Consider the following 22279-nt stretch of genomic DNA (forward strand, 5'->3'; position numbering starts at 1 on the left):
TATGGTACAACAAGAATCAAGATTAAAAGTAGCTGATAACACTGGTGCAAAGGAAGTATTAACTATCCGTGTATTAGGTGGAACAAAGAAGCGTTATGCTTCAGTAGGAGATAAAATAGTAGTTTCTGTTAAAGATGCAACTCCTAACGGAAGTATTAAAAAAGGAGCTGTTTCTACAGCGGTTGTTGTACGTACTGCCAAGGAAGTAAGACGTCCAGACGGATCTTACATCAGATTTGATGATAACGCATGTGTACTATTAAATCCGCAAGGAGAAATGAGAGGAACACGTGTATTTGGTCCTGTAGCTAGAGAACTTCGTGATAAACAATTCATGAAAATTGTATCATTGGCACCTGAAGTGCTTTAATTGATAAAAAAGATGACAAAGCTTAGAATAAAATCAGGAGATACAGTACAGGTAATTGCTGGAGACCACAAAGGGTCTGAAGGTAAGGTGCTTAAAGTATTAAGAGATAAGAACAAAGCCATCGTAGAAGGTGTGAATATGGTTAAGAAACATACTAAACCAAGTGCACAGAATCCTCAAGGTGGAATTGTAGAGAAAGAAGCATCTATCCATATTTCTAATTTGTCTTTACTTACAGGTAAAGGTGAAACAACAAGAGTTGGTATAAGAATGGATGGTGATAAAAAAGTAAGATTTTCTAAAAAATCTAATGAAGTAATTTAGTTATGGCTTACGTTTCAAGATTAAAAAAAGAGTATAAGGAAAAAGTAATTCCTGCTCTTACAGAAGAATTTGGATATAATAATGTAATGCAAGTACCTAAGCTAGAAAAGATAGTTTTATCTAGAGGTGTAGGTGCAGCGGTTGCAGATAAAAAATTAATTGATCACGCAGTTGATGAATTAACGAAGATTACAGGACAAAAAGCTGTAGCGACGATTTCTAAGAAAGACGTTGCTTCTTTTAAGTTACGTAAGGGTATGCCAATTGGTGCCAAGGTAACTTTAAGAGGCGAGCGTATGTATGAGTTTTTAGATCGTTTAGTTACCTCAGCTTTACCACGAGTTAGAGATTTTAATGGTATCAGAGCAACAGGTTTTGATGGTAGAGGAAATTATAACTTAGGTGTAACAGAACAGATTATATTCCCAGAGATTGATATCGATAAAATCAATAAAATTTCAGGTATGGATATAACATTTGTGACTTCTGCGGAAACAGATAAAGAAGCAAAGTCATTATTAACAGAACTAGGATTACCATTTAAAAAGAATTAAATATGGCTAAAGAATCAATGAAAGCTCGTGAGGTGAAGCGTGCAAAAATGGTTGCTAAATATGCTGAGAAAAGAAAAGCTTTAAAAGAAGCTGGAGATTACGAAGCATTACAAAAGTTACCAAAAAACGCATCACCAATACGTATGCACAACCGTTGTAAACTTACAGGAAGACCAAAAGGTTATATGAGACAATTTGGAATCTCTCGTGTAATGTTTAGAGAAATGGCTAACAAAGGGTTAATTCCTGGTGTGAAAAAAGCAAGTTGGTAAAATTGAGGAAGCGAATTAGCTTCTGTACAATTATCAATATAATTATTGTATAATCGGGATTTAGGTTCGAAAAATTCGAAAACCACTTCCTAAAATTTAAAACTATGTACACAGATCCAATAGCGGATTATTTAACGCGAGTTAGAAATGCAGTGAAAGCAAACCACAGAGTTGTGGAGATTCCAGCATCTAACTTAAAAAAGGAGATAACTAAAATATTGTTCGATCAGGGCTATATTTTAAGTTATAAATTCGATGACTCTTCAGTTCAGGGCTCAATCAAAATAGCTTTGAAATATAACAAAGACACAAAAGAGTCTGTCATCAAAAAAATTCAAAGAATCAGTAAACCAGGTTTACGTAAATATGCTGGTGCTAACGAAATGCCAAGAATCTTAAATGGTCTTGGTATCGCAATTGTTTCTACTTCTCATGGAGTTATGACAGGTAAACAAGCGGAAAGAGAAAACGTTGGTGGAGAGGTATTATGTTACGTATACTAAAAACAGGAAATTATGTCAAGAATAGGTAATAATCCAATAACAGTTCCTGAAGGCGTTACAGTTGAGATAAAAGACAACTTAATAACTGCAAAAGGTAAATTAGGTGAGTTAACTCAAGAGTATTCAGATGTTGAAATAAAAATAGAAGACGGTACAATTACATTGTCACGTAATTCTGAAAAGAAAGATCACAGAGCAAAGCACGGTTTGTATAGAGCCTTAATTGCTAATATGATAGAAGGTGTTTCTAACGGTTGGACTAAAGAATTAGAATTAGTCGGTGTTGGTTATAGAGCATCAAATCAAGGACAGAAATTAGATTTAGCTATTGGTTTCTCACACAATATAGTAATGAGCATTGCTCCTGAAGTTAAAGTTGAGACAATTTCTGAAAAAGGAAAAAACCCAATAGTAAAATTAACATCACACGACAAGCAATTAGTTGGTCAGGTGGCTGCTAAGATCCGTAGCTTCCGTAAGCCAGAGCCTTACAAAGGGAAAGGTATTAAGTTTGTTGGTGAAGAAATTAGAAGAAAAGCAGGTAAATCAGCTTAATAATTAAGTTATGGCATTGACAAAGAACGAAAGAAGAACAAGAATCAAAAACAGAATCCGTAAGGTAGTATCTGGTACTGAAGTAAGACCAAGATTATCTGTTTTTAGAAGTAATAAAGAGATTTATGCTCAAGTCGTGAATGATGTAACTGGTGAAACAATAGCTGCTGCATCTTCAAGAGACAAAGACTTAGCAAAGTCTAAAGGAAACAAAACAGAAATTGCCGCTTTAGTTGGTAAGGCTGTTGCTGAAAAAGCTTTAAAAGCTGGTGTTGAAACTATTTCTTTTGATAGAGGTGGTTATTTATATCATGGTAGAGTAAAATCGTTAGCTGAAGGAGCTAGAGAAGCAGGACTTAAATTTTAAGACATTATGTATCAAAAATATAAAAACGCAGAGCTTGTTAAACCAGGCGGATTAGAATTAAAAGATCGCCTAGTTGGTGTACAGCGTGTAACTAAGGTAACTAAAGGTGGTAGAGCATTTGGTTTTTCTGCTATAGTAGTAGTAGGTGACGAAGCTGGTGTTGTTGGTCACGGATTAGGTAAATCTAAAGATGTTGCAACAGCAATTGCAAAGGCAGTTGAAGATGCAAAGAAGAATCTTGTGAGAATTCCTATTGTTAAAGGAACATTACCACATGAGCAAAAAGGTAAATATGGTGGTGCTAGAGTAAATATTATTCCTGCTGCACCTGGTACCGGAGTTATTGCTGGTGGAGCTGTGAGATTAGTGCTTGAAGCAGTTGGTGTACACGACGTATTATCGAAATCTCAAGGTTCATCTAACCCTCATAACGTTGTAAAGGCAACTTTTGATGCCTTGTTGCAATTACGAGATGCAAAATCTGTTGCAAGAGAACGTGGTATTTCACTTGAAAAAGTATTTAACGGATAATCTATAGGATAAGATGGCAAAGATTAAAGTAACGAAAGTAAAAAGTGCAATCAATCGTACTAAAAGACAAAAGCTGACATTAGAAGCTTTAGGTTTAAAAAAGATTGGTCAAGTTGTAGAGCACGATGCCACACCAAATATCCTTGGTATGGTTAAGAAAGTTGAACATTTAGTTTCTGTAGAGGAAGCTTAAAAATATAAACTTAAAAATGGATTTAAGTAATTTAAAACCTGCAGAAGGTTCAGTAAAAAATCAAGGAAAGCGCGTTGGGCGTGGTCAAGGATCAGGTAAAGGCGGTACTGCGACAAGAGGACACAAAGGTGCAAAATCGCGTTCTGGATATTCTAAGAAATTAGGATTTGAAGGTGGTCAGATGCCATTACAAAGACGTGTTCCTAAATATGGATTTAAAAACATTAACCGTGTTGAATACCAAGGTGTAAACATTGATACTTTACAACAATTGGTTGATGATAAGAAAGTAAAAGGAACTGTTGATTTTGAAACACTTGTTTCGTTAGGTTTAGCTGGTAAGAATGAACTAGTTAAAATCTTAGGAAGAGGAGAATTAAAAGCAAAATTAACTGTTACCGCTCATAAATTTACTGCTACAGCAAAGGCTGCTATAGAGGCTGCTGGTGGTGAAGCTGTAACTTTATAAGAAATAAAGGATGAAGATAATAGAAACATTAAAAAACGTTTGGAAAATCACCGAACTTAAGGATAGAATAATTCTTACCTTAGGATTATTGTTAGTGTATCGTTTTGGTGCTCAGGTTGTATTACCTGGTATCAATATTAATGCATTAGGTGGTTTGCAAGCTGGAACTGATAGTGGAATATTAGGTTTATTAAATGCTTTTACAGGAGGTGCGTTTGCAAATGCTTCTGTATTTGCACTTGGTATTATGCCTTATATCTCTGCATCTATTGTTGTTCAGTTAATGGGTATTGCGATTCCTTATTTGCAGAAACTACAAAAGGAGGGAGCTAGTGGTCAAAAGAAGATTACGCAGATAACACGTTGGTTGACAATTGGTATTTGTTTGGTGCAAGCACCTGGTTATTTAGCTAGTGTACCTGCATTATCTGGTGCACCTTCAATGAGTACGCTTTTAGTACCAGGGTTTAATGAGAGCATATTCTATTTCTCATCTGTAATAATTCTAGTAACGGGTTGTGTATTTGCAATGTGGTTGGGTGAAAAAATTACAGACAAAGGAATAGGTAATGGTATTTCATTATTAATAATGGTCGGTATCATCGCAACCTTACCTCAGTCGTTTATGCAGAATGCATTATCTAGAACTGAAGGTAATGGTGGATTTATGATGATCCTTATAGAATTAGTAATTTGGTTCTTAATCATTTTAGCATCGGTATTCTTGGTAATGGCAGTAAGAAAAATTGCTGTGCAATATGCAAGAAGAACAGCATCAGGAGGCTATGAAAAGAATGTGTTTGGATCTAGACAATTCTTACCATTAAAGCTTAATGCTTCAGGTGTAATGCCAATCATTTTTGCACAAGCAATTATGTTTGTTCCAAGTTTAATAGGAGGATCTTCTTTATTGAAAGAGACTACTACTGGACAATGGATGCAAACTAACTTTTCAGATATATTTGGATTTTGGTACAACCTAGTATTTGCATTATTAATTATTGTATTTACATATTTCTATACTGCGATTACAGTACCTACAAATAAAATGGCTGACGATTTAAAACGCAGTGGTGGATTTATACCAGGTATTAGACCAGGTTCTGAAACATCTGAGTATTTAGATAAGATCATGTCGCAAATAACATTACCAGGTTCTATATTCTTGGCTCTAATAGCTGTGTTCCCAGCGTTTATTGTTAAGCTTATGGGTGTTCAACAAGGTTGGGCATTGTTTTTCGGTGGTACATCATTATTAATTATGGTAGGTGTAGCTATAGATACTATGCAACAGATTAATTCTTATTTATTAAATAAGCATTATGACGGCTTGATGAAAACTGGTAAAAACAGAAAAGCGGTTGCACAATAAATTAATATTATGGCAAAGCAAGCAGCAATAGAACAAGACGGAACAATTATAGAAGCATTATCAAATGCTATGTTTCGTGTAGAATTAGAAAATGGTCACATTGTGACTGCACATATTTCTGGTAAGATGCGTATGCATTACATTAAGTTGTTACCAGGCGATAAGGTAAAATTAGAAATGAGTCCATATGATTTAACAAAGGCTCGTATAACTTATAGATACTAATAATTAGTATTTAAAAACTAATACAGATGAAAGTAAGAGCATCAGTAAAGAAAAGAAGCGCAGACTGTAAATTAGTACGACGCAAAGGAAGACTTTACGTAATTAACAAAAAGAATCCAAGATTCAAACAAAGACAAGGGTAATTATGGCAAGAATTGCAGGTGTAGACATACCAAAACAAAAAAGAGGAGTTATCTCTTTGACTTATATCTATGGAATAGGTAGAAGTAGAGCGAAAGAAATTTTAGCAACTGCTAAAGTAGATGAAGGCACTAAAGTTCAAGATTGGACAGATGATCAGATAGGAGCAATCCGTGAAGCGGTTGGTTCTTATAAGATTGAAGGTGAATTACGTTCTGAAACACAATTGAACATTAAGCGTTTAATGGATATTGGATGTTACAGAGGTATTCGTCATAGAGCTGGTCTTCCTTTAAGAGGTCAACGTACTAAGAATAACTCTCGTACTAGAAAAGGTAGAAGAAAAACAGTTGCTAACAAGAAAAAAGTAACTAAGTAATAATTAAAGACATTAGTCATTAGTAATTAGAAGTTAGATGAATCTGTCTGAAATGTAAAAGTTTAGGATTCTAACAACTAAAAGCTAACAACTAGAAACTAAAAAACATGGCAAAGTCAAGTACAAAAAAACGTAAAGTAATTGTTGATGCAATAGGAGAGGCGCATATCACAGCATCTTTTAACAACATCATCGTTTCTTTAACAAACAAAAAGGGTGACGTAATTTCATGGTCATCGGCTGGTAAAATGGGCTTTAGAGGTTCTAAAAAGAATACTCCTTATGCAGCTCAGTTAGCAGCAGAAGATGCAGCGGCAGTAGCAAAAGAAGCTGGATTGAAGAAAGTAAAGGTTTATGTAAAAGGTCCTGGTAACGGTAGAGAATCTGCTATCAGATCAATTCATAATTCAGGTATAGAAGTTTCAGAAATCATTGATGTAACTCCATTACCACATAATGGTTGTCGTCCACCTAAAAGACGTAGAGTATAAGGTAGGCTAATTCACATTTAATGTGTAATTTTGCAGACTGAAAAAAATAATCAAGTATAACTGAGAGATTAACGATTGTAAGAGGATAAGCTTAAGACCTTAATTTTACAGTCACTCTCAAATTAAATTTAAAATGGCAAGATATACTGGTCCTAAAACTAAAATAGCTAGAAAATTTGGTCAAGCTATATTCGGAGAAGACAAAGCCTTCGATAAAAGAAACTATCCTCCTGGTCAACATGGCCCAAACAAAAGAAGAGGTAAAAAATCTGAGTATGCTATCCAATTAATGGAGAAGCAAAAAGCAAAATATACTTATGGTATATTAGAAAAGCAGTTCAGAAATATGTTCAAGAGAGCAACTGCAGCTCCCGGTATTACTGGTGAGGTATTACTTCAATTTTGTGAATCTCGTTTAGATAACGTGGTATATAGAATGGGTGTTGCTCCAACAAGAAGTGGTGCAAGACAATTAGTATCTCATAGACACATTACTGTGAATGGTGAAAAGGTGAATATTCCTTCTTATCAATTAAAAGCAGGGGATGTTGTTGGTGTTAGAGAGAAGTCAAAATCACTAGAAGCTATTCAACATTCATTAGCTAACTCAAGCAATGTTTACGAATGGATCACTTGGAACAATGATAAAATGGAAGGAACTTATGTTTCTGTTCCAGCAAGAATCCAAATACCAGAGCAAATCAACGAACAATTTATCGTTGAACTTTACTCTAAATAATAAAACTAATCACATTGGTATTTAGCCAAAGGGTTTATTAGTCTTCTTCAAACTAATATTCCGCGCAACTAAATAACAATTAAAACGAAGACAAAATGGCAATATTAAATTTTCAGAAGCCCGACAAAGTAATCATGATTGATTCTACTGATTTCGAAGGTAAATTCGAATTCAGACCATTAGAACCTGGTTATGGTTTAACAGTAGGAAATGCATTAAGAAGAGTTTTATTATCTTCTTTAGAAGGATTCGCAATTACATCAGTTAGAATAGAGGGTGTAGATCACGAATTTTCTACAATCTCTGGTGTTGTTGAGGATGTTACTGAAATGATTTTGAACTTAAAGCAAGTTAACTTTAAGCGTCAAATAGATGAAATTGATAACGAAACAGTTACAATTTCAATTTCAGGACAAGAGCAAATCACTGCCGGTGATTTTCAGAAGTTTATTTCTGGGTTCCAGGTATTAAATACAGATTTAGTGATTTGTAACTTAGATCCAAAAGTTAATATCAATATGGAACTTACTATCGAAAAAGGTAGAGGATATGTTCCTGCTGAAGAAAACAAAAAGGCATCTGCACCTGTAGGTACAATATTTACAGATTCTATCTACACGCCAATTAAAAATGTTAAGTATAGCATTGAGAATTTCCGTGTAGAGCAGAAAACGGATTACGAGAAATTAATTTTCGAAATCATTACAGATGGTTCAATTCATCCAAAAGATGCTTTAACAGAAGCTGCAAAGATTTTAATTCACCACTTCATGTTATTCTCTGATGAGCGTATAACTTTAGAAGCTGATGAAATTGCACAGACGGAAACTTATGATGAAGAATCACTTCACATGAGACAATTATTGAAGACTAAATTAGTTGACATGGATCTTTCTGTACGTGCATTGAATTGTTTAAAAGCTGCAGAGGTAGATACTTTAGGAGATTTAGTATCATTCAATAAAAATGATTTAATGAAATTCAGAAACTTTGGTAAGAAGTCTTTAACTGAACTAGAAGAATTAGTTAACGTTAAGGGACTAAATTTCGGAATGGATTTAAGCAAATATAAATTAGATAAAGATTAATTATAAACTCCTTTATAATTTGCTCCTCATAAGGGTTGAAGCAAGATAAAGGTTTAAAACAAGAGTCATGAGACACGGAAAAAAATTCAACCATTTAGGAAGAAAGACTGCGCATAGAAAAGCTATGTTGGCAAATATGGCATGTTCACTTATTGAACATAAGCGTATTAATACAACAACGGCTAAGGCTAAAGCATTAAAGCAGTTTATCGAGCCAATGATCACAAAGTCTAAAACAGATACAACTCATAACAGACGTATTGTTTTTTCTAGGCTAAGACAAAAGGAAGCTGTAGCAGAATTGTTTAGAGATGTAGCAGCAAAGGTTGGCGATCGTCCAGGTGGTTATACACGTATTATTAAGTTGGGTAACAGACTTGGTGATAATGCAGATATGGCAATGATTGAATTAGTAGATTACAACGAGCTTTATAACGCTGGTAAACCTGCTAAGAAAACGACTCGTAGAAGTAGAAGAGGTGGTAAGAAGGCAACAACTGCTGTTCCACCAGTTGATACTAATGCTTCAAACGAAGAAGAATAAATGTTAATAAGCATTAATAAATATCAAGGATAAACTTTTTAGGTTTATCCTTTTTTTTTGGAATTTTGTGAAAATCAAAATATGAGGGTTTCTATAATTATTATTTTCTTAATTGTACTCACTTCAGGAGCACAAAATCTACCTGCTGTAGATATAGTTAGTGAATCTGGTTTTGTTGTTAACGATGCCAATTCTGATCTTGGAATTGAAGGAACTGTCTATCTCAATGAAAACTGGGATAGTGTTGCAGAAGTTATAACTCATGATGATAAAAACTATACAGTAGAAGCTATTAATTATAATGTAAAATTAGAAACGTTTGTTGTAAAATCTTCAGAAGGTAAATTGCTCACGTTAAATAAGGACAGAGTAAAATATATAAAGTATAACTCATCGATTTTTGAGATCATTAATGGTAAGTATTTGGAGCAATTCTCAACGGGTGAGGTCGAAATTTACAAAGAATATTACTTAGCTATTATATCTGGTGCAATAGACCCAATGACAAAAGATAAACTTACTAATGATAAATATGATATTAAGGCTAGATACTACCACAAAGAAGGTAACGATATCATAGAGTTTAAACCAACAAAAAAAAATATCTTCAATCTCTTTGAGAAAGATAAAGCTGGTAAGGTGAAAACCTATATCAAAAAACAGAACCTTTCCATAAGGGATGAAGATGATTTAAAACAAATATTAAAGTATTATTCAACCCTATAATAATTGAACTAGAAAAAAGAAAACAGATGAAATACAAATCGAGAAAAAAAGCGCTTATATTATTAGCTGATGGCACTATTTTTTATGGAAAATCAATAGGTAAAGAAGGTAGTGCATTTGGTGAAGTGTGTTTTAATACTGGTACAACAGGTTATCAGGAAATTTTTACGGATCCCTCTTATTATGGTCAGTTAATGGTGACTACCAACGCGCATATTGGAAATTATGGTACAAAAGAAGATGAAAACCAATCAGACACTGTAAAAATAGCTGGTTTGATTTGTAAAAATTTTAGTTTCGAATATTCTCGACCTGGTGGTGATGCCTCTTTAGAAGATTACTTTGAAAAACACAATACGCTTGCTATTTCAGATGTTGACACGAGAGCACTAGTTAGTTATATTAGGGATAATGGAGCCATGAATGCTGTTATATCTACCGATGTTGATAATATAGAAGGATTAAAAAAGCAGTTGGCAGAGCAACCAAATATGGAAGGTTTAGAATTAGCTTCCCAAGTATCTACAAAAGAACCTTATTACTTTGGTGATGAAAATGCAACTTATAAAATTTCAGCTTTAGATATTGGTATTAAAAAGAATATCCTTGTAAACTTGGCAACAAGAGATGCCTATATAAAGGTATTTCCGCATAATTCAAAGTTTGAAGATCTTGAAGCATTTAATCCTGATGGGTATTTTATTTCAAATGGACCTGGTGATCCAGAGCCATTGGTAGAAGCTCAGGACGTGGCTAGAGAAATCATAAAAAGGGATAAGCCATTATTTGGTATTTGTCTAGGCCACCAGGTAATAGCCTTGGCTAACGGCATTTCTACTTATAAAATGCACAATGGGCATAGAGGAATTAATCATCCTGTAAAAAATCTAATTACAGGAAAGGGCGAAATCACTTCTCAAAATCACGGATTTGCAATCAATAGAGAAGAAACTGAGGCAAATCCAAATGTTGAGATCACGCATTTACATTTAAATGACGATACAGTTGCAGGCATAAAAGTAAAAGGGAAAAATTGTTTTTCTGTGCAATATCATCCAGAGGCAAGCCCAGGCCCAAATGATTCCATTTATTTGTTTGATCAGTTTATAGAGAATATAAAGAATGCATAAAGAAGAAAAAACGCAAAAAATCAAACGATTAATTGCGTTTTTTTTTATACGAAAACATTATAGTAAATATTAATCGTAAATATGATTTTTGTTCTGTTTTACGCCTCATATTTTCGTAATTTTGAACAATTAAATATTAAAAAAATAAGACAATGAGCATTATAATTAATGTACACGCAAGACAAATTTTAGATTCGAGAGGAAATCCTACTGTAGAGGTTGATGTAGTAACCGAAAGTGGTATAATGGGAAGAGCAGCGGTTCCTTCTGGAGCATCTACTGGTGAGCATGAAGCTGTTGAGTTAAGAGATGGTGGTGACACTTACATGGGTAAAGGCGTTTTAAAAGCTGTTGAGAATGTAAATTCTGTAATTGCTCAAGAATTGTTAGGTATATCTGTATTCGAACAAAACATGATCGATCAATTAATGATTGAGATTGATGGTACTTCAAATAAAGGTAAGTTAGGTGCAAATGCTATTTTAGGAGTTTCTTTGGCGGTAGCAAAAGCAGCAGCCAATGAATTAGGTATGCCATTGTATAGATATGTTGGTGGTGTCTCTGCAAATACATTACCGTTGCCTATGATGAATATTATCAATGGTGGTTCTCATAGTGATGCACCAATTGCATTTCAAGAATTTATGGTAATGCCAGTAAAGGCAAAAAACTTTACTCATGCAATGCAAATGGGTACTGAGATTTTCCATAATCTGAAAAAAGTATTACATGATCGAGGATTAAGTACTGCTGTGGGTGATGAAGGTGGTTTTGCACCAACGTTAGACGGTACGGAAGATGCACTTGATACTATAGCAAAAGCCGTTGAAAAAGCGGGCTATAAGTTTGGTGATGAAGTAATGATAGCTCTTGATTGTGCAGCAGCAGAATTTTATAAGGATGGTAAGTATGATTATACACTTTTTGAAGGTGATAAAGGTGTGGTAAGAACAAGTGCTGAACAAGCAGAATATTTAGCTGAGTTGGCATCTAAGTATCCTATCATCTCAATTGAAGATGGAATGGATGAGAACGATTGGGACGGTTGGAAAGATCTTACTGATAGAATTGGTGATAGAGTACAATTAGTTGGTGATGATTTATTCGTAACTAATGTTGAGCGATTATCTAGAGGTATAGAAAACGGAATAGGTAATTCTATTTTAATTAAGGTGAATCAGATTGGTTCATTAACAGAAACAATTTCTGCTGTTAATATGGCAAAAAATGCAGGTTACACTTGTGTAATGTCTCACAGATCAGGTGAAACAGAAGACAATACAATTGCAGATTTAGCGGTTGCATTAAATACTGGGCAGATTAAAACTGGTTCTGCATCACGTAGTGATCGTATGGCAAAATACAATCAGCTTTTAAGGATTGAAGAGGAACTAGGAGATGTAGCTTATTTTCCGCAAGAAAAAGCTTTTAAAGTGAAGTAATTAATACTAAATATTTTTGACAAAGGCAGCATTTTAATGTTGCCTTTTTTGTTTTAAAATTCTTACAATATTTAGAATAATTACACATATAAACGATAAAATATTACACTTTGTCGTAAAAAATACACAATTTCCCTTGGTTTTAAATATTTAATTTCCAATATTTACAGCACCAAATTACATAGTTAGATTTACTCTTAACTACATAAACAAATTCAACCTACTATGAAACGTACACTACTCACGTTGTTATCATTAATTATGGTATTGCCATTTTTTGCCCAAAATCAAAAAGGTATTTGGACCAAAAAGCAAGAATCAGAGCTTACTCAAAAAGCACGAAATTTAGAACGTGTAATTATCCCAAATAAATACGAAATCTTTTCTTTGAATTTAGATCAGTTAAGATCTAGTATTAACTCTGCTCCAAAAAGAATTTCAAATAGCTTAGCTGGGAGCAATACAATAATGCAGTTTCCAAATTCAGATGGAAGTATAGAGAATTATAGAGTCCAAAAGACTGATGTGATGCATCCGGAACTTGCCTCAAAATATCCTAATATTTACACATATTTTGGTCAGAGTATAAGTAACCCATTGCATAAAATATATTTTACAATTACCTCTCAAGGATTTAGAGGTGTGATTACAGGAGAAAAAACAGTTTATATAGATCCTTATGCTAAAGGAGATAAAGCAAACTATATAGTTTATAATAGAAAAGATTATACAAGAAGCGCAACTGACAATTGGAGATGTTATGCGGATGAAGTTGAAGACGAGGTAAACGAAAGTTTTGATACCAGTATTTTTGATAGAAATATACAGGATGGCAAACTAAGACAGTATGAATTGGCAATTGCCTGTACATCTGAATATACAGCATATCATGACGACGGTAATGCTGGAAACGGTGATGCCAGAGCAGATGCTTTAGCTGCAATGGTAATTACTGTGGCGCGTGTTAATTCAGTTTACGAAAGAGATTTTGCGGTTACCTTTCAATTAGTAGCTAATAACGATTTATTGATTTACGAAAATGGTTTTTCAGTAGGTGGTGATCCAGAACCCTACGACAATTATAGCGGAAGCCAGATGTTAGGTGTTAATACATCCAATATTTCTGGTTTGATAGGTTCTACAGGTTATGATATTGGCCATGTTTTTAGTACAGGTGGTGGAGGAATAGCAGGGACTAGTCCGTGTGCGACATCTTCTAAGGGTAGAGGCGTTACGGGAATTGTGACTCCAGAATTTGACCCTTTTGATATTGATTATGTATCTCATGAGATTGGTCATCAGTATGGTGCTGGTCATACATACTACAATGCTTGTTTTGGATCTAAAGTAAGTGATGATTATGAACCAGGTAGTGCATCGACCATAATGGGATATGCTGGTATTTGTGCACCAAATGTACAAGATAATAGTGATGGTTATTTCCATGCTCGTAGTATAGTGCAAATGTCCGCATCAATTTTAGCAGATGCTTGTGAAACAGAAATCACAATTGCTAATACGCAACCAACTGCAGATGCAGGTTCAAATTATACAATTCCTATATCTACTCCATTTATTTTGGATGCAAGTGGTTCGTCAGATCCAGATTCTGGTGATGTATTAACATATAACTGGGAACAATATGACAATGATGGTTCTTATACGCAACCACCATTATCTACTAATGCAGGTGGACCTGTGTTTAGAACTAACTTTCCTGTTAGTGATCCAACAAGAACCTTCCCAAATTTAGAAGCTATAATAAATAACGAAACACCTACTTGGGAAGTTCTTCCTAGTGTAGGACGTCAATTAGACTTTAGATTAACAGTTCGAGATAACTCAACATTAGGAGGTCAAACAGATCAAGATGATACAGTAATAACGGTATCTGCGTCAGCAGGTCCATTTTTAGTCTCTTCACCTAATACTGGAAGCGAAATTTGGTATACTGGAGAAACTAAAACCGTAACTTGGAACGTCAACAATACTGCTAGCTTGTCTTCAAATGTCAATATCTTATTGTCTACGGATGGCGGTTATACATATCCTATAACTTTAGCATCAAATGTTTCTAATGACGGTTCACAAGATATTACAGTTCCAAATAATGTTGGAACAACCAATAGAATCAAAATAGAAGCATCTAGTAATATCTTCTTTGATTTATCTAATGCTGATTTTGAAATTAAAGCTGGAACTTTTGAGATCACTGCCAGTCAATCTACGGAGTCTGTATGTCAACCTACGGATGCTGTTTTTAATTTAGATTATGCTCCAGCTCCGGGATTTTCTGAAACCGTGGCACTATCAGCTTTAGGTTTGCCAGGAGGTGCTGTAGCAACATTTTCGCCGACATCAATTAGTGCTAATGGGTCATTTACAATGACAATTTCGAATACAGGTGGTGTAACAACTGGCAATTACCCGATAACAGTTCAGGGAGAAGGTCAGACTACTTTTGTCACTGAGACTTTTGATGTATTGTTTAACGTGTTTGACAATAATATCGGAGTGGTTTCGCTGTCTTCACCTGTTAATGGTGCTCAAAATCAATCTTCTGATTTATTGCTTACATGGGATGCTTTAACTAGTGCTTCACAATACGATATTGAGATTTCAGATGCTTCTGATTTCTCTTCAGTTATTGAATCAGCTACTGTGGTTAACGCAACAGAATATCAAACAACTAATTTGCTTGCTGGAACTATTTATTATTGGAGGGTTAAACCAGAAAATACTTGTTTAGCCGGTAACTTTGGTGAGATATATGTATTCCAAACTGCTAATGATGTTTGTAATACATATGATAATGAATATTTTGAAAACGGAGATAACACTTGGGAGACTTTCTCAAATAATGCTGTTAGTGCGAGAGTAGATGTGCCGGATGATATTGTTGTTAGTGATGTTACATTTTTTATGAATGCTACACATAGTGATGTGGGTGATATTAAAATGCAATTTAGCTCTCCTACTGGTATTTTTGCTGAGGTTTATAACAGAGATTGTGCTAATGGTAATAACTTTAATGTAACATTTACGGATTCAGGCTCATCGCTTTCTTGTTCTGGTACTCCTAGAGTAAGTGGTAATGTATTGCCTAGTCAAGCCTTTACGAGATTTGATGGTTCTAATGGACAAGGTACTTGGGTATTATTAGCTACTGATAGAACATCTAATTCAGCAGGTGGTACATTTAACCAATTTAGTGTTACTATATGTGGTGAATTACAGATTATTAATGATGTTACTATTGTCAATAAAACTGATATTACTTTAGATGAAGGAACTTCTACGGTTATTAATTTAACTGAATTAGAAGTGGCTCAACCTGCAGCAACAAATAATGATCTTAATTACATTATTACTCAAGTTCCAGTTAATGGAGTACTATTATTAAATGCAATGCCTATTAGCATAGGAGACACATTTTCACAAACTGATATTCAAAATGGTTTGCTATCGTATTCGCACGGTGGAGCAAATGTTGATCCTGATAGTTTTAAGTTTTCAGTAGAAGGAAATGATAGTGCAATACTTGGTAATCAACAATTCAATTTTAATATACAACCTGTGTTAGGTACAGAAGAGTTTAATAGTAATGATGTATTGGTTTACCCTAATCCGAATAAGGGAGACTTCAACATCGTTATGAATAGGGAGTATCAAGATGTTAATATTCAATTATTTGATATCCAAGGACGAGAAATCTTTAATAAAAAATATGGTGTTGATTCTAACACTATAAATATTAACAATATTAATCTAACTAGTGGTGTCTATCTTCTAAGAATTAATGCTGATGGAAACATACTAGACAAAAAACTTGTTATTAAAAAATAGCTTAGTTTTTTAAGAATTTCAAAGCCGAAATCCTATGTTCGATTTCGGCTTTTTTTTGTAATCAAATTTCTGTTAAAAGGGTTATAATTCCCTTAGCGAAATCGTTTGATATTTTGTAATTTTACAGTCCTTTTAAAATTAATACTCAATAAAATAAAAATGTCAGATAAAGCTACACTAGAAATTGATGGTCAGAAGTATGAATTCCCATTGGTAAGAGGTACTGAAAATGAAGTTGCAATCAATGTAAAAACCTTAAGAAATGCAACAGGAGGAGTTATTACTCTAGATCCTGGGTATAAGAACACAGGTAGTTGTGAAAGCGCTATTACATTTTTAGATGGTGAAAAAGGGATATTAAGATATAGAGGCTATTCAATTGAGGAATTGGCGGAGAAAGCAGATTTCCTAGAAGTTGCTTATCTACTAATTTTTGGAGAATTACCAAATCAAGAACAGCTAGATAAATTTCATGCAGATATCAAGGCAAAATCTTTAGTAGATGATGATATAAAGAAAATTTTGGATGCCTTTCCTAAGTCTGCACATCCAATGGGTGTATTATCTTCATTAACAAGTGCATTAACGGCATTTTATCCATCACCAGTTGATGTAAGTTCTGAAGAGGCAATGTATAATTCAATCGTTAGAATTTTAGGTAAATTTCCAATTCTAGTCGCTTGGAGTATGAGAAAGAAGCATGGCTTACCTTTAGAATATGGAGATGATAAACTGGGTTATGTTGAAAATATTCTGAAAATGATGTTCAAAAACCCAAATAGTGAGTACGAACAAAACCCTATTTTGGTGGATGCTTTAGATAAGTTGTTAATCCTGCATGCGGACCATGAGCAAAATTGTTCTACTTCTACGGTTAGAATCACTGGTTCTTCTCATGCTGGTTTATTCGTTTCTTTAGCATCTGGTATATCTGCACTTTGGGGACCACTTCACGGTGGCGCCAATCAGGCCGTACTCGAAATGCTTGAGGCAATAAAAGAAGATGGTGGTGATACTAAGAAGTACATGGCTAAGGCGAAAGATAAAAATGATCCTTTCCGATTAATGGGCTTCGGTCATAGAGTTTATAAAAACTTTGACCCAAGGGCTCGAATTATCAAAAAAGCAGCAGATGAGGTTTTGGGTGATTTGGGTGTAGAAGATCCTATTTTAGATATTGCAAAAGGACTAGAACAAGAAGCTTTGAAAGATCCATATTTTGTTGAAAGAAAATTATACCCAAATGTAGATTTCTATTCAGGAATTATTTATCGTGCCATGGGAATTCCTGTTGAAATGTTCACAGTAATGTTTGCACTTGGGCGTTTACCTGGTTGGATTGCACAATGGCGTGAAATGAGATTAAACAAAGAACCTATTGGTAGACCAAGACAATTATATACTGGTGCAACTTACAGAGAATTTAAAAGTATAGATAAACGCTAATTATATTTTTTGGCAATGGAAGCTTCATATCTCATATGAAGCTTTTTTTTTAATTTTGACGCATGTTAAAACTGAATATTCAAAACGAAACATCACGATTAAGAGCTGTGGTTTTAGGTACTGCAGAAAAAAGTGGTCCTATTCCAACTCCTGAGCAGGCTTACGACCCAAAATCCTTAGAACATATACTGGCTGGAACCTATCCTAAAGAAGAGGATATGATTAAAGAGATGGATGCTGTTTCTAAGGTCTTTGAAAAGTACGACGTCAAGGTATATCGTCCTGAGGTACTCGAAGACGTTAATCAAATCTTTGCACGTGATATTGCTTTGGTTATTGATAATAAGATTATTGACTGCAACATCTTACCAGACCGACAGGAAGAGATTGAGGCTATTCGTTATGTAATTGACCAGATAGATCGTAGAGATATAATAACCTTACCTCATGAAGCGCATATTGAAGGTGGTGACGTAATACTTCATAACGACTATATTTTTGTGGGTGTTTATACTCGACCTGATTATAAAGACTTAATTACAGCCCGAACAAACAGTTTGGCAGTAAAGATGCTTCGAGACCATTTTCCTCACAAAACTGTGAAATCTTTTGAGTTACGTAAGAGTAATACAGACCCAAGAAACAATGCCTTGCATTTAGATTGCTGTTTCCAGCCTGTTGGTAATGGAAAGGCAATTCTTCATAAGAACGGCTTTTTTATAGAAGAGGAATACGAATGGCTGGTTAACTTTTTCGGTAAGGAAAATGTTTTTGAAATTACTAAGGACGAGATGTACAATATGAAAAGCAATATATTCTCTATTGCTCCAGATGTAGTGATCTCAGAAATTAATTTTGACCGTTTGAACACCTGGTTTGAAAAACAAGGTATTACCGTAGAAAAAGTTCCTTATGCCGAAGTTGGTAAACAAGGTGGTCTACTAAGATGCTCCACAATGCCACTTATAAGAGACTAATAAAAGTCTCTTATTTACTTCTTTTTATTCACAAAACCATAGGTGTTTTGTCCTATGAAATCTTGAGGAAACTTGTCGTCACCTTTAAATCCTATTTCTATTGTTCCGCTATCTTCAGGAATATAGTTGGTTTTGAAAATGTAGTCCCAAAGACTTAGGCTAATTCCATAATTTACACCATGTTTACCTTCTGGTAAATGGTAGGCATGATGGTATAAATGCATTACCGGATTATTGAAGACGTACTTCAAAGGACCCCAAGTTATCTTAATATTTGAGTGATTAAGATGTCCTATAGCTATTGCAATAAAATGTACTATAAAAGCCTGCTCAGGTTCAAAACCACCAATCAACATTACTCCAAATGTTTTAAGAGGTTTGTACAAAATGTTTTCCATCCAATGGTATCTCAGGTGTGCCGCAAAGCCCATTTCTTTAACACTATGATGCACTTTATGAAAGTTCCATAGAAATTTGTAACGGTGCAAAAGAACATGTGTAAACCATTGTACGAAGTCTAGAATAATAAAGAAAACAAATAATTGTAAGGCAGGTGACCATTGCGATATGTCTATTATCGCTAAACTTTTGGCTGTAATATTAATTTCGCCAAAAAGCAAGCCGATTATTTTATATACACCACTAATGACAATGGAGAACATAAAAAAGTTGAAGAACATATAGAAGGCGTCTAACCAAAAATCACGTCTAAATATTGATTGGTTTTTTCGCCAAGGGAATGCGATTTCTAACACCCAAACAACTAGTGAAATGGTAATAAGTCCCCAAAGATAATTTGTATACCATGGTACTTCAAAAATTATTGATTTCCATGTCCAATCTAACGTACCATTAAAGGCATTGACAAAAGCGTCTAAATACTTTTCCATTTTAATTTTAATTTATTGGATGTGATCACTTTCGGAGGGTAGGTCATTGAAATGACTCCACTCGGTCCACGATCCATCATAGTTCATAACATTTTTGTATCCCAATAATTCAGTAAGTACAAAAGTTGTATTTGCTGAGCGCACACCACTATGACAATACAAAATTATTGAATCGGATTTATTAATATTTAATTTATTGTATATAGTTTCTAATTCCTCTATAGGTTTAAGGCGTTTATTACCATCATAGTTGATATTTATTGCCCAATCGATGTTTATACTATTTGGAATTCTTCCTGGTTTTTTAGCACCTTTTTTATGGTATTTGCCAGTAAATTCATCATTGTTTCTTGTGTCGATTATAACAGTATTACGTTGTAATGCTTCATAAACTTGATTTTTAGAAACGTAATATTTCATATAGGGTGTTTCATTAAATCTAAAATTTGATTTCGAAACTTCCGTGCCTTCCATCGTAGTCTCACCGTTTATGTTTTCCCAACCAGCTAATCCACCATGTAAGATTTTCACATTATCATAGTTATAGTTCTGCAATATCCACCATAATCTTGAAGCTTCGCACATTCCATTATCATCATAAATTATGATGGTATCATTGTTATTAATACCTAGATTGCTTAATAGAGATTCCATTTGCTCCTTTTTGGCCATCATGCCACTATATGGATAGCTTTTATCTTCAATATCATTTCTTGTAATATGTAAAGCACCTATTATATGACTGTTTTCATAGTCTTCTCTTTTTCTAAAATCTAAAATTTTAATATTTGATTTATTGATTAAAGGTTTTAATTCTACAGCTTCAATTAAATAATTGTGGCTATCCTCAAATAGTGCTTTATCTTGGTTTTTTTGGCAAGACAAGAAGATTATAAAAATTAAGACGCTATTCTTCCAACTCATACCATTCCACATTTGTTAAAATCATTCGTCTACCTTTTTTGACAGGTGGATAATTGGTAACCAGATAATTAACTATTATCTCGTGGTTACCACCTAAATCCCAAAGGTTCTGAGTTTCTTGCATCCATTTAATTGTTGTATTCCAACCATCAGCGTCCATTCTATTTTGTGTAACCAGCTTTGCTGAATGGCAGTTAGTACAATTATTTACAACTGTCATTAATCCTTCAGCTTCAATCAACCCTGTTCTTATATGAATACCGTTCTCTATGCGGTCGGAATCTTCTTCAAGTGAAACAGCAACGAGATTGCTCGTTTCTTTTTTGAAGCTAAACGCCTCAGGATTATTTGCATAATAAATTAAACTTCCACCCGATATTATAAACAATAGAAACAATACCATTAACAAATGATATATGTTCTTGACTTGAGAATTGAATGAAGGTTCTTTGTCCATTTATTTCACTTTAACTGCAATTCTATGACAAGCATTGTTTAAGTATCCTTTTGGATTCCAACCTGGTAGTATCATTGGTTGGGCTTTATTGTTAGAATCGGTCGCTCTTGCCCAAACTTCATAATATCCAGTTTTAGGAAAATCTATTGATGCAGAAAAATGTTGCCACGCTAATCTGTTGGCTGGTTTTTCAATATTACATTCAGTCCATGTAGAACCAAAGTCTATAGAATATTCTATTTTGGTAACTTCCAATTCTCCTGCCCAAGCATGACCTCTAATATTTAAAACTTTTCCTTTTTTTATTATCGCTCCAGATTTCGGATAGGTAATTAAGGATTTTACTGGCATGGATTCAATAATACACATGTTTTCGTCCTTAACCTTTTGTCCTGGAGCTACTGTCTCACATGGTACTCTATACGCAGTACCTGTCATTTTTGCTCCATCATGTACTATATCTCTAATACTAATTCTGTTAACCCATTTGCCAGAAACTGATGCTGGCCAACCTCCTGCTACCAATCTAAGTGGATAACCATGTACAAGTGGTATATCTTCACCATTCATTTTAAAAGCCAATAACGTTTCGTCTTGTACTGCCTTAGATATTGGGCATCCCCTTGAGATTGCTTCCTTTGAAGGATCCATACTTAAATGTTGATCTACCGCATGGAATCCTATGTAAACTGCATTGCTTTTAATTCCGGCATCTTCCAAAACATCACGTAATCGAACACCTGTCCAGGAAGCGCAATGTACTGCACCAACTGTCCATTGGTTGCCTTTAGCCGGAGGATCAAACTCTGATCTTCCATTACCGCCGCATTCTAAGGTTAATTGATAGGTGTGATGACTGAATTTGGTTTTTAATTCGTTTAGGGTATAAACTTTTTTATTTTTCACCGACTCACCATCAATAGTTAAGGTCCATTTTTTAGCATCAATATTTTCAGGAACCAATCCGTTATTCCTAACAAACATGGAAGAATTCGGAGTGATTTTATCATCAAGTAAATGAGCCTGTGCCTCAATATTCCATGGTTTATTATTAAGCACAATCATTTCCTTGTGCTTGTTAAATAGCTTAAAGGGATCTGGATCTTGTAATGCAACCGGTGTATAACCTTCCATTAATTTAGAACCGAATACAACTTCAGCACCGATTAACGTTGCAAATGATGATAAAGTTGTTTTTTTAACGAAGTCTCTTCTCTTCAAAACACTGCTTTTAATTGATTCTTCAATTTAACTCTAAAAGTTACTTTGATTGGTTGAAATACCATGTAACATAAGTTACATAAAAAAGTCACCTATAATGGTA

28 protein-coding genes are annotated in these 22279 nt (G+C 34.3%); 24 read left to right on the forward strand and 4 right to left on the reverse strand.

Features of this window, described 5'->3' with window-relative positions:
* Window position 1: 1 nt before the first annotated feature.
* The 24 genes from rplN (at window position 2) to LBV24_RS12560 (ending at window position 18684) form a co-directional block, all read left to right on the forward strand.
* A complete protein-coding gene (gene rplN, locus LBV24_RS12445; RefSeq protein WP_094969253.1) occupies window positions 2-370 on the forward strand; it encodes a 50S ribosomal protein L14 in 369 nt (122 codons plus the stop codon).
* 12 nt (window positions 371-382) lie between these two features.
* Complete coding sequence (gene rplX / locus LBV24_RS12450; RefSeq protein ID WP_224478997.1) at window positions 383-694, forward strand: 50S ribosomal protein L24; 312 nt, start codon at window positions 383-385, stop codon at window positions 692-694.
* 2 nt (window positions 695-696) lie between these two features.
* On the forward strand, window positions 697-1248 hold the full coding sequence (gene rplE, locus LBV24_RS12455; RefSeq protein ID WP_224478998.1) for a 50S ribosomal protein L5: 552 nt from the start codon (window positions 697-699) through the stop codon (window positions 1246-1248).
* Between the two features lie 2 nt (window positions 1249-1250).
* Window positions 1251-1520, forward strand: a complete 270-nt coding sequence (rpsN, locus tag LBV24_RS12460) for a 30S ribosomal protein S14 (protein WP_114300021.1) — start codon at window positions 1251-1253, stop codon at window positions 1518-1520.
* A gap of 104 nt (window positions 1521-1624) precedes the next feature.
* Complete coding sequence (rpsH, locus tag LBV24_RS12465; protein ID WP_114300023.1) at window positions 1625-2023, forward strand: 30S ribosomal protein S8; 399 nt, start codon at window positions 1625-1627, stop codon at window positions 2021-2023.
* Window positions 2024-2035: 12 nt separating this feature from the next.
* On the forward strand, window positions 2036-2578 hold the full coding sequence (rplF, locus tag LBV24_RS12470; protein WP_224478999.1) for a 50S ribosomal protein L6: 543 nt from the start codon (window positions 2036-2038) through the stop codon (window positions 2576-2578).
* A 10-nt stretch (window positions 2579-2588) separates the two neighbouring features.
* Entirely contained in the window at window positions 2589-2945 is a 357-nt protein-coding gene (rplR, locus tag LBV24_RS12475; protein ID WP_114300027.1) for a 50S ribosomal protein L18, read from the forward strand.
* A 6-nt stretch (window positions 2946-2951) separates the two neighbouring features.
* The gene (gene rpsE, locus LBV24_RS12480; RefSeq protein ID WP_114300029.1) at window positions 2952-3476 is read left to right on the forward strand and encodes a 30S ribosomal protein S5; all 525 of its coding nucleotides are present in this window, start codon (window positions 2952-2954) and stop codon (window positions 3474-3476) included.
* 13 nt (window positions 3477-3489) lie between these two features.
* The gene (gene rpmD / locus LBV24_RS12485) at window positions 3490-3669 is read left to right on the forward strand and encodes a 50S ribosomal protein L30 (RefSeq protein ID WP_114300031.1); all 180 of its coding nucleotides are present in this window, start codon (window positions 3490-3492) and stop codon (window positions 3667-3669) included.
* A gap of 16 nt (window positions 3670-3685) precedes the next feature.
* Window positions 3686-4138: a 50S ribosomal protein L15 gene (rplO, locus tag LBV24_RS12490; RefSeq protein WP_224479000.1), complete on the forward strand. Its 453-nt coding sequence runs from the start codon at window positions 3686-3688 to the stop codon at window positions 4136-4138.
* Between the two features lie 10 nt (window positions 4139-4148).
* Entirely contained in the window at window positions 4149-5510 is a 1362-nt protein-coding gene (secY, locus tag LBV24_RS12495) for a preprotein translocase subunit SecY (RefSeq protein WP_114300035.1), read from the forward strand.
* Window positions 5511-5519: 9 nt separating this feature from the next.
* A complete protein-coding gene (gene infA / locus LBV24_RS12500; protein WP_007094967.1) occupies window positions 5520-5735 on the forward strand; it encodes a translation initiation factor IF-1 in 216 nt (71 codons plus the stop codon).
* Between the two features lie 26 nt (window positions 5736-5761).
* Window positions 5762-5878 carry a type B 50S ribosomal protein L36 gene (gene ykgO / locus LBV24_RS12505; protein WP_008269159.1) on the forward strand — a complete coding sequence of 39 codons (117 nt, stop codon included), beginning with the start codon at window positions 5762-5764 and terminating at the stop codon, window positions 5876-5878.
* Window positions 5879-5880: 2 nt separating this feature from the next.
* Window positions 5881-6255, forward strand: coding sequence for a 30S ribosomal protein S13 (rpsM, locus tag LBV24_RS12510; RefSeq protein WP_114300037.1), 375 nt, complete (start codon window positions 5881-5883; stop codon window positions 6253-6255).
* Window positions 6256-6362: 107 nt separating this feature from the next.
* Window positions 6363-6746 (forward strand): 30S ribosomal protein S11, encoded by a 384-nt coding sequence (gene rpsK, locus LBV24_RS12515; RefSeq protein ID WP_114300039.1) that lies wholly within the window; start codon window positions 6363-6365, stop codon window positions 6744-6746.
* A 133-nt stretch (window positions 6747-6879) separates the two neighbouring features.
* Window positions 6880-7485 carry a 30S ribosomal protein S4 gene (gene rpsD, locus LBV24_RS12520; protein WP_114300041.1) on the forward strand — a complete coding sequence of 202 codons (606 nt, stop codon included), beginning with the start codon at window positions 6880-6882 and terminating at the stop codon, window positions 7483-7485.
* Between the two features lie 95 nt (window positions 7486-7580).
* Entirely contained in the window at window positions 7581-8573 is a 993-nt protein-coding gene (locus LBV24_RS12525) for a DNA-directed RNA polymerase subunit alpha (protein ID WP_224479001.1), read from the forward strand.
* Window positions 8574-8640: 67 nt separating this feature from the next.
* Window positions 8641-9117: a 50S ribosomal protein L17 gene (rplQ, locus tag LBV24_RS12530; RefSeq protein WP_224479002.1), complete on the forward strand. Its 477-nt coding sequence runs from the start codon at window positions 8641-8643 to the stop codon at window positions 9115-9117.
* An 81-nt stretch (window positions 9118-9198) separates the two neighbouring features.
* Entirely contained in the window at window positions 9199-9843 is a 645-nt protein-coding gene (locus LBV24_RS12535; protein WP_224479003.1) for a hypothetical protein, read from the forward strand.
* Window positions 9844-9869: 26 nt separating this feature from the next.
* Complete coding sequence (gene carA / locus LBV24_RS12540) at window positions 9870-10973, forward strand: glutamine-hydrolyzing carbamoyl-phosphate synthase small subunit (RefSeq protein ID WP_224479004.1); 1104 nt, start codon at window positions 9870-9872, stop codon at window positions 10971-10973.
* A 152-nt stretch (window positions 10974-11125) separates the two neighbouring features.
* On the forward strand, window positions 11126-12415 hold the full coding sequence (gene eno, locus LBV24_RS12545; protein ID WP_224479005.1) for a phosphopyruvate hydratase: 1290 nt from the start codon (window positions 11126-11128) through the stop codon (window positions 12413-12415).
* A gap of 225 nt (window positions 12416-12640) precedes the next feature.
* Entirely contained in the window at window positions 12641-16261 is a 3621-nt protein-coding gene (locus LBV24_RS12550; RefSeq protein ID WP_224479006.1) for a reprolysin-like metallopeptidase, read from the forward strand.
* 159 nt (window positions 16262-16420) lie between these two features.
* The gene (locus tag LBV24_RS12555) at window positions 16421-17707 is read left to right on the forward strand and encodes a citrate synthase (RefSeq protein WP_224479007.1); all 1287 of its coding nucleotides are present in this window, start codon (window positions 16421-16423) and stop codon (window positions 17705-17707) included.
* Window positions 17708-17769: 62 nt separating this feature from the next.
* Window positions 17770-18684 carry a dimethylarginine dimethylaminohydrolase family protein gene (locus LBV24_RS12560; RefSeq protein ID WP_224479008.1) on the forward strand — a complete coding sequence of 305 codons (915 nt, stop codon included), beginning with the start codon at window positions 17770-17772 and terminating at the stop codon, window positions 18682-18684.
* A 14-nt stretch (window positions 18685-18698) separates the two neighbouring features.
* Here the strand turns inward: LBV24_RS12560 and LBV24_RS12565 are convergent, their stop codons facing one another.
* From LBV24_RS12565 to LBV24_RS12580, 4 genes are read right to left on the reverse strand one after another with little or no spacing between them, the layout of a single operon-like run.
* Window positions 18699-19574, reverse strand: coding sequence for a sterol desaturase family protein (locus LBV24_RS12565; protein WP_224479009.1), 876 nt, complete (start codon window positions 19572-19574; stop codon window positions 18699-18701).
* Between the two features lie 12 nt (window positions 19575-19586).
* Window positions 19587-20498 (reverse strand): sulfurtransferase, encoded by a 912-nt coding sequence (locus tag LBV24_RS12570; RefSeq protein ID WP_224479010.1) that lies wholly within the window; start codon window positions 20496-20498, stop codon window positions 19587-19589.
* Window positions 20482-20955: a monoheme cytochrome C gene (locus tag LBV24_RS12575; protein ID WP_224479011.1), complete on the reverse strand. Its 474-nt coding sequence runs from the start codon at window positions 20953-20955 to the stop codon at window positions 20482-20484. The genes LBV24_RS12570 and LBV24_RS12575 overlap by 17 nt, the downstream gene beginning before the upstream one ends.
* Complete coding sequence (locus LBV24_RS12580) at window positions 20956-22176, reverse strand: sulfite oxidase (protein WP_224479012.1); 1221 nt, start codon at window positions 22174-22176, stop codon at window positions 20956-20958.
* Window positions 22177-22279: the final 103 nt, after the last annotated feature.

It is taken from the genome of Winogradskyella vincentii, assembly GCF_020166345.1.
GTDB classification, from domain to species: Bacteria; Bacteroidota; Bacteroidia; order Flavobacteriales; family Flavobacteriaceae; genus Winogradskyella; species Winogradskyella vincentii.

Coding starts and splice junctions, on each gene's coding strand:
- ykgO (WP_008269159.1), top strand. CDS start 5,762: ATGAAAGTAAGAGCATCAGTAAAGAAAAGAAGCGCAGACTGTAAATTA.
- rplX (WP_224478997.1), top strand. CDS start 383: ATGACAAAGCTTAGAATAAAATCAGGAGATACAGTACAGGTAATTGCT.
- rpsM (WP_114300037.1), top strand. CDS start 5,881: ATGGCAAGAATTGCAGGTGTAGACATACCAAAACAAAAAAGAGGAGTT.
- rplR (WP_114300027.1), top strand. CDS start 2,589: ATGGCATTGACAAAGAACGAAAGAAGAACAAGAATCAAAAACAGAATC.
- rpsE (WP_114300029.1), top strand. CDS start 2,952: ATGTATCAAAAATATAAAAACGCAGAGCTTGTTAAACCAGGCGGATTA.
- rpsD (WP_114300041.1), top strand. CDS start 6,880: ATGGCAAGATATACTGGTCCTAAAACTAAAATAGCTAGAAAATTTGGT.
- LBV24_RS12560 (WP_224479008.1), top strand. CDS start 17,770: ATGTTAAAACTGAATATTCAAAACGAAACATCACGATTAAGAGCTGTG.
- rpsK (WP_114300039.1), top strand. CDS start 6,363: ATGGCAAAGTCAAGTACAAAAAAACGTAAAGTAATTGTTGATGCAATA.
- secY (WP_114300035.1), top strand. CDS start 4,149: ATGAAGATAATAGAAACATTAAAAAACGTTTGGAAAATCACCGAACTT.
- LBV24_RS12525 (WP_224479001.1), top strand. CDS start 7,581: ATGGCAATATTAAATTTTCAGAAGCCCGACAAAGTAATCATGATTGAT.
- rplN (WP_094969253.1), top strand. CDS start 2: ATGGTACAACAAGAATCAAGATTAAAAGTAGCTGATAACACTGGTGCA.
- rplO (WP_224479000.1), top strand. CDS start 3,686: ATGGATTTAAGTAATTTAAAACCTGCAGAAGGTTCAGTAAAAAATCAA.
- LBV24_RS12575 (WP_224479011.1), bottom strand. CDS start 20,955: ATGGACAAAGAACCTTCATTCAATTCTCAAGTCAAGAACATATATCAT.
- rpsH (WP_114300023.1), top strand. CDS start 1,625: ATGTACACAGATCCAATAGCGGATTATTTAACGCGAGTTAGAAATGCA.
- LBV24_RS12570 (WP_224479010.1), bottom strand. CDS start 20,498: ATGAGTTGGAAGAATAGCGTCTTAATTTTTATAATCTTCTTGTCTTGC.
- LBV24_RS12550 (WP_224479006.1), top strand. CDS start 12,641: ATGAAACGTACACTACTCACGTTGTTATCATTAATTATGGTATTGCCA.
- rplF (WP_224478999.1), top strand. CDS start 2,036: ATGTCAAGAATAGGTAATAATCCAATAACAGTTCCTGAAGGCGTTACA.
- LBV24_RS12565 (WP_224479009.1), bottom strand. CDS start 19,574: ATGGAAAAGTATTTAGACGCTTTTGTCAATGCCTTTAATGGTACGTTA.
- rplE (WP_224478998.1), top strand. CDS start 697: ATGGCTTACGTTTCAAGATTAAAAAAAGAGTATAAGGAAAAAGTAATT.
- carA (WP_224479004.1), top strand. CDS start 9,870: ATGAAATACAAATCGAGAAAAAAAGCGCTTATATTATTAGCTGATGGC.
- infA (WP_007094967.1), top strand. CDS start 5,520: ATGGCAAAGCAAGCAGCAATAGAACAAGACGGAACAATTATAGAAGCA.
- rplQ (WP_224479002.1), top strand. CDS start 8,641: ATGAGACACGGAAAAAAATTCAACCATTTAGGAAGAAAGACTGCGCAT.
- rpmD (WP_114300031.1), top strand. CDS start 3,490: ATGGCAAAGATTAAAGTAACGAAAGTAAAAAGTGCAATCAATCGTACT.
- LBV24_RS12555 (WP_224479007.1), top strand. CDS start 16,421: ATGTCAGATAAAGCTACACTAGAAATTGATGGTCAGAAGTATGAATTC.
- rpsN (WP_114300021.1), top strand. CDS start 1,251: ATGGCTAAAGAATCAATGAAAGCTCGTGAGGTGAAGCGTGCAAAAATG.
- eno (WP_224479005.1), top strand. CDS start 11,126: ATGAGCATTATAATTAATGTACACGCAAGACAAATTTTAGATTCGAGA.
- LBV24_RS12535 (WP_224479003.1), top strand. CDS start 9,199: ATGAGGGTTTCTATAATTATTATTTTCTTAATTGTACTCACTTCAGGA.